Source organism: Devosia aquimaris (assembly GCF_020169335.1).
Classification (GTDB): domain Bacteria; phylum Pseudomonadota; class Alphaproteobacteria; order Rhizobiales; family Devosiaceae; genus Devosia; species Devosia aquimaris.
The window spans coordinates 583,373-595,584 of the sequence record NZ_JAIEZN010000002.1 but is presented as its reverse complement, the minus strand read 5'-3'; the positions used below and the strand labels follow the sequence as shown (position 1 = coordinate 595,584).

The following is a 12,212-nucleotide window of genomic DNA, read 5'->3' as shown; positions in this document are numbered from 1 at the left end:
TCATTTCAAGAACCGATTTTCCATGGTCACACGCTTGATCCTACCCCGGTGCGGGCCACTTTAGGGTCATCGTGACTGGGAGAATGCAACCGAAATGAACACAGCAATCATCAAACCTCAATGGTCCCCGCTGACCATCGCCCTCATGGTTCTGGGCTTTATCGCCTTCTGGCCGCTTGGCCTGCTCGTCCTGGGTTACATCCTGTGGGGCGAGAAGTTCGGCGGATCGCCGGAAAAGGCACAGGCCTATTGGAACAAGGGCCGCGCCTGGTGCAGCAGCAACAAGAGCCGCCATCACGGCTGGCAGAACCACAGGAGCTACGGCATGAACTCGAGCGGCAATGCAGCCTTTGACGAATACCGCGCCGAACAGCTCAAGCGCCTCGAAGAAGAGCGCGCGCGCCTGGACGCCGAGATCGAAGCCTTCCACGAATACATGGCCAATCTGAACAAGGCCAAGGATCGCGAAGAATTCGATCGCTTCATGAATGAACGCCGCGGCTCCCGCCAGGGCTATGATCAGCCCCGTCCGGACAATGGCGACACCAACAATGGCTGGGGCAACAACGGCTGACCCCAGCCCATCTCCTCCTGAAGCCGGTCGTTCCCACGACTGACCTGGCGCCCCGCAAGGGGCGCCTTTTTTGTGCGCCCTCTGCTGCGCGCTTGCGGCAGTCAGGCGCGACAAATCGGGCTAGACTGTCCTGGCGATTCCCCTCCCAGATGCCCATGAACCTGTTCTTCCGCTCCAAGCCCAAGATCCCGGCCAGCACGACCATCACCATTGATGGCGCGCCGGTGGTGGTGAGCGTGCGGGTCAATGCGCGCTCGCGCAGCTATCGGCTGTCCTTGCCGGCGACCGGGCCGGTGCTGACGTTGCCGCCGGGCGGCAAATGGAGCGAGGCCGAGGCCTTTCTGCTGCGCCAGCGCGCCTGGCTGGCCGCGCGCATCACCCGCCAGCCCACCGGCGCCAGCTTCAGCCATGGAAGCCTGGTGCCCCTGCGCGGGGTCGACCACCGGATCATCGGCACCGGCCGGCTGCGCGGGCGGGTCGAGGTCGGCACCGACGAGGACGGCCATGCGGCCCTGTTCGTGCCGGGCGACGACGCCCATCAGGCGCGGCGGCTGACCGACTGGCTCAAGGCGGAAGCCCATGCGGACCTGGTGATCCGCAGCGCCATCCATGCCGAGCGGCTGGGCGTGAGCGTCAAGGCCATCAAGATGCGCAGCCAGGCCAGCCGCTGGGGCTCGTGCTCATCGACCAGCACCATTAACTACAACTGGCGCCTCGTCATGGCGCCACCGCATGTGCTCGACTATGTGGCCGCCCATGAAGTGGCCCATCTGGTGGAGATGAACCACTCGCCGGCCTTCTGGGCGGCGGTGAAACGCACCTTGCCCGACATGGAGCGCGGCCGCGCCTGGCTCAAGGCACATGGACGGGAGCTGATGGCGCACGGCGGCTGACGGACACGGCTGCGTGAGGACCTGTGCTGGACGCACGAACTCTCCTAGTTTGCCGGCATGCGCCGCCTCATGTGCCTGATCGCTGCCCTTTTTGCCTTCGCCGCCGTTGGTGGCGTGGCCACGACCAATGCCATGGCCTTTTCCAGCGTGCCGGTGGTGCAGCGGTCCACGGACAGCTGCGCCGAGGCGAGCACTGTACCCAGTGCCGTCCTCTTCAAGTCCTGCGGCCATAAAAGCTCCGGTCTGGTGATGCCCTGCCCGCCGCAGGTTGGCGTGCTGTCCGAGACGAGCCTGCGTCTGCCCATGCTGCCGCGCGCATCGCACACTGGGATTGTCGCCCCGATCGAGGGGCCATGGGTGCAGCCGGTGTCCCTGCGCCCGCCGATAGCGGCCTGAGGCCGTCCTTCCCATCCCTTGATGTTTCCCACCATTGCGGCCGCTCGGCCGCCAGAAGGTTTTGTCCATGTATCGTTCCATCGCGCTGCCGTCGCTGACGCGGCGCCATTTTCTCGCCGGTACGGCGAGCGTCTCCGCCCTGGCCCTCGCGGGCTGCGCCACCTCCACCCCCCGTCCGGTCGTCACCACGCCGCCGCCGGTGCCGCCCGAGGTGCTGGCCATGTATGGTCCGCTGCCCAATGAGGAATTTCCCGTGCCCGCCGCGCCCATCTGGGAGCTGGACCCCAGATATTGGCGCCAGGAGGTCGACAACATCACCGGCGAGCCCGAGGGCACGGTGGTGGTCGATACGCCCAACCGCTTCCTCTACTGGACCATGCCCGGCGGTCGGGCCATGCGCTATGGCGTGGGCATCGGTCGGGACGGCTTTGCCTGGAGTGGCCGCGCGCACATCGCCTACAAGCGCAAGTGGCCGGTGTGGACCCCGCCCAGCGAGATGGTTGACCGCCAGCCCGAGCTTGAGATCTATCGCAACGGGCAGCCGCCGGGGCTGGACAATGCCCTTGGCGCGCGGGCGCTCTACATCCATCAGGGCAATCGCGACACGCTCTATCGCCTGCATGGCAATATGGACATCCACTCCATCGGCAGGGCTGTTTCCAGCGGCTGCGTGCGGCTGTTGTTCCAGGACGTGATCGATCTCTATGAGCGGGTGCCCTCGGGCAGCCCCATCGTGGTGATCCAGTAAAGGCAAGGGCCGCCCCACCGGGCGGCCCTTTTTTCTTGTCGCTATGCGCCTGGCCTAGCCGCCGAACAGCATGTCCATCAGCGTGCGCGGCCGCTCCTGCTGCACAGGCTGCTCGACATTGGCCGGCGGCTGGATCTGCTGCGGCTGCTGTTGAGCCGGGGCGCTGGGCACCCAGACCTGCTGGCCGGTCGCCGGATCGGTGACCAAGACCATGGGCAGGCCCGTGTCGGCGTCAATGGGCGCCTGCCCGACGCCATTGGACTGCGGCTGCAGCGGCTGGCCGGTCACCGGATCAATCGCCTGGTCCTGCACGATCTGGCCCACAGGCAGTCCGGTGGTCGGGTCAATCTGCTGCCCATTGGCATCGATGATCAGTCCACCGGTGTTGAGGCCATTGTCCGTGGTGGTCACGGGCGCCTGCTGCACGGCAGTCGCCCCGGCGATGGGCTGGCCCGTCGCCGGATCAATGCGCACCACCTGTCCGGTGGTGGGGTCGATCGCGGTCGGCACGGGCTGGCCGGTGCCGGCATCGACATATTGCACCTGCGGCTGGCCGGTCGCCGGATCGATGACCGGCTGGCCGGTGTTGGGGTCGATGAGCTGCTGGGCCACCAGCTCGCCCTCATAGCTGCCGCCCGGAATGGGGGCGATCTGCTTGCCCTGATGCGCCTTGGTCATGAATTCGGACCAGATGATGGTGGGCACATTGCCGCCCGACAGCGTGGTCTTGGTGCTGTCGTCATTGCCCAGCCAGACGCCGGCGACCATGGCCGAGGTAAAGCCGACAAACAGCGCATCCTTGGCCTCCTGGCTGGTGCCGGTCTTGCCACCGAATTCCCAGCCATTGACGCTGGCGCGCTTGCCGGTACCCACCTCGACGGCGGTCTCGAGCATGTCGTCCATTTCGGCCAGAACATTGGGCGCGATCACGCGGCCGGGGCCGGCATCGGACGCCTCGTAGAGCAGCTTGCCATCCTTGGATTCAATGCGCGTGATGACATTGGGGATGACGCCGAAGCCGCCATTGGCGAAGGGCGCATAGGCGCTGGTCAGCTCGAGCAGGTTCACTTCCTGCGTGCCCAAGGCGATCGAGGGCACGGGGGTGAGCGGGCTGGAAATGCCCATGCGGGTGGCCACATCGACCACCGCTTCGGGCGTGACGTCGATGGCCAGGCGCGCCGCGATGGTGTTGAGCGAATAGGCCAGGCCCTGACGCAGCGTCACGGTGCCGGCATATTTGCCCGAGGCATTGCGCGGGCTCCAGCCGTTGTAGTCAAACTTGGCATCTTCAGCCAGGGTATCGGGCGTATAGCCCTTTTCCATGGCCGCCAGGTAGACGAAGGGCTTGAAGGTCGAACCCGGCTGGCGTTTGGCCGTTACGGCGCGGTTATACTGGCTGGCCTGGTAGTCAACGCCGCCCACCATGGCGCGGACCTTGCCGTCCACATCCATGGCCACCAGGGCACCCTGGGTGAAGCCGCGCTTGGGACCCTCGGTGGCCACCTGTTCCTTGACGATGAACTCGGCGTCCTTCTGCATCTTGTAGTCGATGGTGGTCTGCACCACCACGTCACTGTCGATCTCGCCGATATAGGCGGTCATCAGGCTTTCGACCCAGTCGGCGACATAGGATTCCGAGCCGGCGATGCGCGTGCGCACGCTCTGGTTGGGGTCGATCTGGGCGGCGGAGGCCTCTTCCTTGGTGATATAGCCTTCCTGCGCCATCAGGTTGAGCACGATGCGCTGGCGCTCGATGGCCTTTTCCGGATTGGTCTTGGGATTATAGGCCGATGGTGCCGGCAGCAGGCCCACCAGCATGGCCGCCTGGCCGAGCGAGAGATTGCGCGCCGAGACGCCGAAATAAGTCTGCGCCGCGGCCTCGATGCCGGTGGCGCCCGCGCCGAAGTAGACGCGGTTCATGTAGAGCTCGAGGATTTCTTCCTTGGTGTAGTTCTGCTCCAGCCAGACCGCCAGAATGGCTTCCTGCACCTTGCGGCCCAGGGTCTGGTCGGGCGTGAGGAACAGGTTCTTGGCCACCTGCTGGGTGATGGTGGAGGCGCCACGGGTGACGCCGCGCGCCTGCACGGACTCGATGGCCACCGACAACAGGCCAATGGGGTCCACGCCGAAGTGGCTCAAGAAGCGGCGGTCTTCGCTGGCGATGAAGGCCGCCGGCACATAATAGGGCAGCTCGCGATAGGTCACGGCTTCGCCGCCGGTCTGGCCGCGATTGGAGATCAGCGTGCCATCGGCGGCCAGGATGCGGATATTGGGCGGACGCTCGGGAATGGCCCAGGTGTTGGAGGCCGGCAGCTGCGCGCCGTAATAGACGATGATGCCGATGACGGCGATGCCGCCCCACAGGCAGGCGACAAAGCCCCACCAGAGCAGGCCCATGAGGAAGCCGCCGCTGCGCGAGCGGCGCGGCTTTTTGGCCTTGGCGGTTTGTGCCTTGCCGCGGCGCGGCGGCTTGGGGGGCTTGCCGCCACCGCCGCCGCTGCGATCCGCACCGCCCAGACTGCCCAGCGAACCACCCATGGAGGGCTCAACACGCTGGCCTTTGGTGGCAGGCGCCTTGCGCCCCTTGCCGGCCTTGTCCGGGCCGGCGCCCACACGATCATCGGCGGAAATGCGAAAATCCATCAGCGAACCCACGAAACTGTCTTGGCCGCTTCTACTCCGTTCCGCAGCAATGGGAAACCGGAGGTTAGCAGTTGATTAACGCCAATACTGACCGACTCGCCGGGCGCCACCAAGCGGCGGGCGCTTTTGGCGCGGTCATTCAGCCGCTTGTCCGGGGCAAATGTGGCTGGTTTATGGGGCTGCGCACAGTTGCGCCGCCGGTGTGGCCGCGCGATGACAGCGCCGGTGCTGGTTCAGGCGTAGCGCGCCAGGCCCAGATCATCGGTGGCGATCTCGGGCCGGTTGCCGCCCACCAAGTCGGCAATAACCCGCGCGGAGCCGCAGGCCATGGTCCATCCGAGCGTGCCGTGGCCGGTGTTGAGATAGAAATTGGGGTAGCGCGTGGCGCCCACCACGGGGGTGCCGTCGGGGGTCATCGGCCGCAGCCCGGTCCAGAAGCTGGCGCGGCTCACATCTCCGGCATCGCCATAGAGATCGGTCACCACATGCTCGAGCGTGCGCCGGCGGCGATCATGCAATGTGGTGTCAAAGCCGGCGATCTCGGCCATGCCGCCGACGCGGATGCGGTCACCCAGCCGGGTCACGGCAACCTTGTAGCTTTCATCGAGTACGGTGGAGACCGGCGCGCTGGCTTCGTTGACGATCGGGACGGTGATGGAGTAGCCCTTGACCGGATAGACCGGCAGGTCGAGGCCGAGGGGGCGCACCAGCGCGGGCGTATAGCTGCCCAATGCGCCGATGAACACATCGGCCTCCAGCGTGCCCTGGCTGGTCTCGACGGCGCACACGCGGCTGCCTTCGGTCACCAAGCGCCTGATGTCGACACCGAAGCGGAAATCGACACCCAGCGCGTGGGCCATTTCCGCCAGGCGCGTGGTGAACATGAAGCAATCCCCGGTCTCGTCATGCGGCAGGCGCAGCCCGCCGGCGATGCGGTCGCGGGCATTGGCGAGACCGGGCTCTGCGGCGATGCAGCCGGCCCGATCAAGCACTTCGAACTCCACGCCGTCGGCGCGCAGCACTTCGGTGTCCTTGTGCGCGTCATGCACCTGCTTTTCGGTGCGGAACAGCTGCAGCGTGCCCTGGGTGCGGTGGTCATAGCTGATGCCGGTATCTTCGCGCAGGGCCATAAGCTGGTCGCGGCTGTATTCAGCCAGGCGCACCATGCGCGACTTGTTGATCTTGTAGCGAGCGAGTGTGCAATTGCGCAGGATGGCGAGGCACCAGCGAATGGTGGCCGGGTCGAGCAGCGGCTGGATGATCAGCGGGGCATGTTCCATGAACAGCCATTTGAGCGCCTTGCGCGGAATGCCCGGGCCGGCCCAGGGAGAGGAATAGCCCGGCGAGATTTCCCCGGCATTGGCGAAACTGGTCTCCAGCGCGACGCCGGGCTGGCGTTCGAGCACGGTGACCTGGTGACCGGCCTTGGCCAGATAATAGGCTGTCGTCGTGCCGATGACGCCGCCGCCCAGAACGATAACCCGCATGACCGCCCCCGCATGGTTTGGACGGGCCTGACATGCCCGCACCACCTTAGTGTGGCGCAAGGGACAGGAAATGTCCTTCTTTTCGACGCAGTTAAGTTGCAAGCATAGCTGAGTTGCGCAATCTTATGCTGCGCAACCGCAGGAGTGTGCGTGCAATGGACCGGATCGACAGCGCGATCGTGGCGCAGCTGCGACGCGACGGACGCATCAGCAATGCGCAACTGGCCACCGCCGTGGGCCTGTCGCCCTCGGCCTGCCTGCGTCGCCTGCGCACGCTGGAGGAGACCGGCGTCATTCGCGGCTATACCGCCATCGTCGATAGCCCAACGCCGGAAGCGGCCATTATCGCCATCGTGCAGATCACGCTGGAACGGCAAACCGACGATGTGCTGCGCCGGTTCGAGCAGGCCCTGCGCGGCTGCGCCGAGGTGCGCGAATGCTATCTGATGGCCGGGCTCACCGACTATCTGGTGCGGGTGGAAGCCGCCAGTGTCGCTGACTACGAGCGGCTGCACACCGAGGTGCTGTCGCGCCTGCCCAGCGTCACACGCATCCAGTCCAGTTTTGCCATCCGCAATGTGTTGCGGCCCGCCCGGGGTTGAGAGTGCTGACCATGCTGCGCCGATTTGTCGTGACACTGGCGCTGGCCTGTCTGGTCGCGCCTGCCCAGGCCAGTGACCAGGCTTTGCTCGATCGGGCTCTGGACAGCGCGCGGGCACAATTCGCCCGAGCGCTGCCGCAACTGGGTGCCACGGCCCATGGCGTTGACGTTGCCGCCTATCGCAAGGCCCTTCTGCTGCAGACATTTACGGGCGGCGCCTGGGACGGTCCGGTCACGCCCTCGCTGACCATCCGCACGGAAGCGACCGGCTCGTGCGCGAAGTTCGCCGCCTTCGTCCGCATGCCGCCCGAGGATGGCGTGGTGCCGCTGGTGCTTTGCCCGCAATTCTTCGCACCGGGTGCCGACGCGCTGCGCGCCCTGACCATCCTGCATGAGATGGTGCATGTCGTGGCCGGGCGTGACGAATGTCAGGCCATGGCCTTTGCTGCCCATGTCGAGGTGCTGGCGTCGGGGCGCTTTACCCCGGTCGATGCCTATTGGGCGGCCAGCCGGTGCCAGCAATCGCCCTTCAGCCTGCCCTGACACGGGCCTGTCATCTGCTTGTTCGATAGTTCTCGAAATAGCAGGTGAGGTTGCCATGCTTGAAACTATTGCCAGTCAACTCGAGGCGCTGGGCAATCCGACCCGGCTGGCGGCCTATCGCCTGCTGGTGCGGGCCGGGCCAAAAGGGCTGCCGGTGGGCGGGTTGCAGGCGGCTCTGTGCATTCCGGCCTCCACCCTGTCACATCACCTGCGCCGCCTGGTGGGCGTGGATCTGGTGATCCGGGAGCGGCAGGGGACGCAGCTGCTCTGTCGCGCCAATTTTGCGGCGATGGATGGCCTGGTGGATTTTCTCTCCAGCCATTGCTGCGCCGATGCCCGGGCTGAGGCGGCCGCCTGAATTTTCTTTTGACCCTTATTTCCATTTTTCCGGCACAACCGAAATGACGTCCATTCCGCCCCGGGCACCGGCCTGGCTGATCTGGAGCCTGGGCCTGACCCAGGTGATCGGCTACGGCACGCTCTACTACAGCTTCGGCCCGTTGGCGCCGCATCTGGCGGCCAGCTTCGGCTGGCCCGAGACGGCACTTTATGGCGCGCTGGCGGTGTCTTTGCTCGTCAGCGGGGCCCTGGCTCCTTGGGCCGGCCGGCTGGCCGACCGCCATGGCGCCGGGCCGATGATGGGCCTGGGTTCGCTGGCGGCAGCGCTGGCCCTGGTGGGCTGCGCCCTTGCCCCCAATGGCCCTGCCTTTGCCGCGGCCCTGCTGGCTATCGAGCTTGCCTCCGCCTTCGTGCTCTATCCGCTGGCCTTTGCCGCCCTGGCGCAAATTGCCGGCGCCGGCGCGCAACGCCAGATCGTGCATCTGACGCTGATTGCCGGCTTTGCCTCCACCCTGTTCTGGCCGCTGACCACATTTCTCATCGCGCAGCTGGGCTGGCGCGGCACCTATCTGGTCTTTGCCGGGTTGAACCTGGCCGTCTGCATGCCGCTGCATCTGGCCCTGGCGCGCCATGTGCGCCAGAGCCGGGCGACCGGCCGCGTACCGGCGATCGCCTTGGGGATCGCCCGGCCCGGGCAGGTCCGGCTGCTGGTTTGGCTCATGCTGGCCGGGTTTGCGTTGACAGGGGTGTTGGCCTCGTCGGTGACCATCCACATGGTGGGGCTGCTGGCTGGTCTGGGCGTGGGTTCCACCGGCGTTGCGGTGGCGACCCTGTTCGGGCCGGCTCAGGTGGCCAGCCGTCTGATCAACATGGGCTGGGGCAGCCGGCTGCCGCAGCCCTGGCTGGCGGTGATCGCGGCGAGCCTGATGCCGCTGGGCGCCCTGGTGCTGGTGCTCACCGCGCCCTCGCCCGTCGGGGCCATGGTGTTTGCCGTGCTGTTCGGGCTCGGCTCAGGCCTGTTCAGCATTGTCGGCGGCACGCTGCCGCTGACACTGTTTGGCACCGAAGGGTATGGGCAGCGGCTGGGCATGGTCAATGCCGGCCGGCAACTGGCCTCGGCACTGGCGCCGTTTCTGTTCTCGCTCCTGGCGAGCCTCTTGGGCACCGCGCCCGCCCTGCTGCTGGCGGCCGGCGCCGGCGTGCTCGCCGTCGGCGCCTTTGCCAGCATCGGCTGGCAGACCAGATCTCGTGCGCTTAGCGCCAGCCCAGGCCCGGCGCCACATGCGTCAGGATCGATTCAATGACATGGGCATTGTAGTCGACGCCCAGCTGATTGGGCACGGTGAGCAGCAGCGTATCGGCCTCGGCAATCGCCTCGTCCTCGGCCAATAGCTTGATCAGCGCATCGGGCTCGGCGGTATAGCCACGGCCAAAGACGGCGCGCTTTTCCGGTTCGATATAGCCGAACTGGTCCTGCTCGGGGCGACCGCGGCCGAAGTAGGCGCGGTCCATGTCGTTGACCAGGGCAAAGATCGAGCGGCTGACCGAAACGCGCGGCTCGTGCGCATGGCCAGCCTCTTTCCAGGCGGCGCGATAGGCGCGGATCTGCTCGGCCTGCTGGATGTGGAAGGGCTTGCCGTTCTCGTCGAACTTGAGCGTCGAGCTCTGCAAATTCATGCCCAGCTTGGCCGCCCAGATGGCGGTGTCATTGGTGGCGCTGCCCCACCAGATGCGCTCCCGCAGGCCGGGTGAATGCGGCTCGAGCCGCAGCTTGCCGGGCGGATTGGGGAACATGGGGCTGGGGTTGGGCTCGGCAAAGCCATTGCCCTTGAGCACCTCGAGGAACACTTCGGTCTGGCCACGCGCCATGTCGGCATCGGTCTGGCCCTCGGCAGGCTGGTAGCCAAAATAGCGATAGCCCTCGATGACCTGTTCGGGCGAGCCGCGGCTGATGCCCAGCTGCAGGCGGCCGCCCGAGATCAGATCGGCTGCGCCGGCATCCTCGGCCATATAGAGCGGGTTTTCGTAGCGCATGTCGATCACGGCCGTGCCGATCTCGATCTTCTTGGTGCGGGCGCCAACGGCAGCCAGCAGCGGAAAGGGCGAGGCCAGCTGACGGGCAAAGTGATGCACGCGGAAATAGGCGCCGTCGGCGCCCAGTTCCTCGGCCGCCACGGCCAGGTCAATGGACTGCAGCAGCGCATCGCCGGCCGAACGCGTGCCCGACTGGGGCGAGGGCGACCAATGGCCGAAGGAGAGGAAACCGATCTTTTTCATGGGACATGACCCTGGGTGTCGCGGCAATGGCCGCATCAATGGCGAAACTGCAACCTAGCTAAGCCCTTGGGGCGCAACCGCCAAGGGCCCTGGGCGGAACGGATTGTTCACCGGAGTGAACGGCGCAGTGTCACGGGCGCCCGTTGGGATGGATCGCGTCGGTGATATGGGCCAGCGTCCAATCCAGGCAGTTGAGCGCCCACTCCGCGCCCGCAGCGCGATCATTGGCCCGGGCCCATTGGGCAACACCCGCCTGGCGGGTCGGCAGATAGCCCGCGACATGGGCCAGGGTGCAACTGGGGTGCTCATAGGCCTCGCAGAACAGAGCAATACGGCGCAGCTGTTCAGGGCCCGAATAGGCGGGGTCGCTGAGATCGAGCCAGGTCCAGACACTATAGGTCAGATCCCAGAGCCTTGTGCCGGGCCGGGCGGTATCGAAGTCGATCAGGGCATAGGGCATGCCCGCGCGGAACAGTGTGTTGGCCGGCGTCCAGTCATTGTGGCACATGACCTCGGCACCGCTGGCCACAACCGCAACAAATGTCGTTGTGGCATCATGATAGCGGCGCAACAGGCAGGCCGCGGCGTTCAGTTGCGCATCGGAAAAGCCGCTGGCTTCGGCAGCCAGGTCGCTGGGCAGGAAGGTCAGGATTTCCCGCCCCTGCTCATCAAGGCCCAGCAGCCGCGGGGCGCCATCAAAGCCAATGGCCTCGAGATGGCGCAGCAGCGCATGCTGCTGGCTGCGATCCCCCGTCACACTGCGCCGCACCGTATCGCCAATGCGCACGACCTGATTGATCTGGCCGCCGGGCAGGACTGTCTCGGTGCTTTCCATGCCTGCCCTCCTCCGGTCCGGTGCGCTTGCGTCGGACAGACCCTAAAGGACGTCGCGACTGGTGCTGCGCGTGTCCTCGACGGCACGGCTGCGATAGATCTCGCCATCTCGCGCCAATTTGCGCCAGGGGCGGGCCTTGTTCAAGGCGATGTCGTAGCGGGGGTCGTCGCGGTCAATGGTGCCCATAACAACGGTGGCCTCCGCATGCTCGGGCGCGCTTGCTGCGACGTACCCGTTCGGCCCGATGAAGCGGCTGGGCAGGGCCGCGCCGCATTGTGCCGGCGTGGAGAGCGACAGCCAGACATTGTTGGTCGCGGCGTGCGCCTGGGCCAACACGGCAAACATCGGGTCCGCGGCATAGGCCGAGAACAGCATGCACTCGACTCCCAGCCGGGCGTTCTCGGCAAAGAGTTCGGGAAACTGCACCTCGATGCACAGCGCAAAGCCGAAGCGGACGCCATCGATATCAAGAACCACCGCTTCGGCGCCGGGGCTATACCAGTCGGTGATCTCGGTATGCGAGCAGAAGCGCTTGTCGTAGCGGGTGAGGATCTCGCCTGCTGGCGAGATCACATAGAGGCTGTTGTGCGGCCGATTGGGCGGGGTCAGCTGGTGGTTGCAGCCGAGGACCACCCAGATGTCCAGGTCGCGCGCCATCGCCTGGGTCTTGGCCAGTTCATCGGTAATGGCAGGCCAATCGACCTTTGCCCAATCGGTAACCTGGGCTTTGACATAGCCCGACAGCGCGCCTTCAGGGAAATGAACGAGCCTCGCCCCAGCCGCCCTGGCCTCGGTGATCAAGGCGCGAATATGCTGCCCGTTCGCGGCCACATCGGCCGTGATCAGACTCTGTGCCGTGGCAATACGCAGAGGCAT

At 66.0% G+C, this 12,212-nt stretch carries 13 protein-coding genes; 8 read left to right on the top strand and 5 right to left on the bottom strand.

Going from position 1 to position 12,212, the window contains the following annotated elements; genetic code table 11:
- Nucleotides 1-94: 94 nt before the first annotated feature.
- The 4 genes from K1177_RS15785 to K1177_RS15770 all read left to right on the top strand — a co-directional run bounded on the left by K1177_RS15785 (nt 95) and on the right by K1177_RS15770 (nt 2,611).
- On the top strand, nt 95-574 hold the full coding sequence (locus tag K1177_RS15785; protein WP_224704593.1) for a DUF2852 domain-containing protein: 480 nt from the start codon (nt 95-97) through the stop codon (nt 572-574).
- A gap of 155 nt (nt 575-729) precedes the next feature.
- Nucleotides 730-1,467 carry a M48 family metallopeptidase gene (locus K1177_RS15780; protein WP_224704591.1) on the top strand — a complete coding sequence of 246 codons (738 nt, stop codon included), beginning with the start codon at nt 730-732 and terminating at the stop codon, nt 1,465-1,467.
- A gap of 57 nt (nt 1,468-1,524) precedes the next feature.
- The gene (locus K1177_RS15775) at nt 1,525-1,863 is read left to right on the top strand and encodes a hypothetical protein (RefSeq protein ID WP_224704589.1); all 339 of its coding nucleotides are present in this window, start codon (nt 1,525-1,527) and stop codon (nt 1,861-1,863) included.
- Between the two features lie 67 nt (nt 1,864-1,930).
- Nucleotides 1,931-2,611, top strand: coding sequence for a L,D-transpeptidase family protein (locus K1177_RS15770; RefSeq protein WP_224704587.1), 681 nt, complete (start codon nt 1,931-1,933; stop codon nt 2,609-2,611).
- A gap of 54 nt (nt 2,612-2,665) precedes the next feature.
- Here the strand turns inward: K1177_RS15770 and K1177_RS15765 are convergent, their stop codons facing one another.
- Nucleotides 2,666-5,254: a transglycosylase domain-containing protein gene (locus tag K1177_RS15765; RefSeq protein ID WP_224704586.1), complete on the bottom strand. Its 2,589-nt coding sequence runs from the start codon at nt 5,252-5,254 to the stop codon at nt 2,666-2,668.
- Nucleotides 5,255-5,487: 233 nt separating this feature from the next.
- A complete protein-coding gene (locus K1177_RS15760; RefSeq protein ID WP_224704585.1) occupies nt 5,488-6,741 on the bottom strand; it encodes a D-amino acid dehydrogenase in 1,254 nt (417 codons plus the stop codon).
- A 155-nt stretch (nt 6,742-6,896) separates the two neighbouring features.
- On the opposite strand from K1177_RS15760, the gene K1177_RS15755 reads away from it, so the two are divergent.
- The 4 genes from K1177_RS15755 to arsK are packed head-to-tail and all read left to right on the top strand — an operon-like array spanning nt 6,897 to nt 9,528.
- Nucleotides 6,897-7,343, top strand: a complete 447-nt coding sequence (locus K1177_RS15755; RefSeq protein WP_224704584.1) for an Lrp/AsnC family transcriptional regulator — start codon at nt 6,897-6,899, stop codon at nt 7,341-7,343.
- 11 nt (nt 7,344-7,354) lie between these two features.
- Nucleotides 7,355-7,885, top strand: coding sequence for a hypothetical protein (locus tag K1177_RS15750; RefSeq protein ID WP_224704583.1), 531 nt, complete (start codon nt 7,355-7,357; stop codon nt 7,883-7,885).
- Nucleotides 7,886-7,940: 55 nt separating this feature from the next.
- On the top strand, nt 7,941-8,243 hold the full coding sequence (locus K1177_RS15745) for an ArsR/SmtB family transcription factor (protein WP_224704582.1): 303 nt from the start codon (nt 7,941-7,943) through the stop codon (nt 8,241-8,243).
- 43 nt (nt 8,244-8,286) lie between these two features.
- Nucleotides 8,287-9,528: an arsenite efflux MFS transporter ArsK gene (arsK, locus tag K1177_RS15740; RefSeq protein WP_224704580.1), complete on the top strand. Its 1,242-nt coding sequence runs from the start codon at nt 8,287-8,289 to the stop codon at nt 9,526-9,528.
- On the opposite strand, the gene K1177_RS15735 is transcribed toward arsK, so the two are convergent.
- The 3 genes from K1177_RS15735 to K1177_RS15725 form a co-directional block, all read right to left on the bottom strand.
- The gene (locus tag K1177_RS15735; RefSeq protein ID WP_224704578.1) at nt 9,479-10,501 is read right to left on the bottom strand and encodes an LLM class flavin-dependent oxidoreductase; all 1,023 of its coding nucleotides are present in this window, start codon (nt 10,499-10,501) and stop codon (nt 9,479-9,481) included. The two genes, arsK and K1177_RS15735, sit on opposite strands and share 50 nt — an antisense overlap.
- A 130-nt stretch (nt 10,502-10,631) precedes the next feature.
- The gene (locus tag K1177_RS15730) at nt 10,632-11,336 is read right to left on the bottom strand and encodes a phosphotransferase (RefSeq protein ID WP_224704576.1); all 705 of its coding nucleotides are present in this window, start codon (nt 11,334-11,336) and stop codon (nt 10,632-10,634) included.
- 42 nt (nt 11,337-11,378) lie between these two features.
- Entirely contained in the window at nt 11,379-12,212 is an 834-nt protein-coding gene (locus tag K1177_RS15725; protein ID WP_224704574.1) for a carbon-nitrogen hydrolase family protein, read from the bottom strand.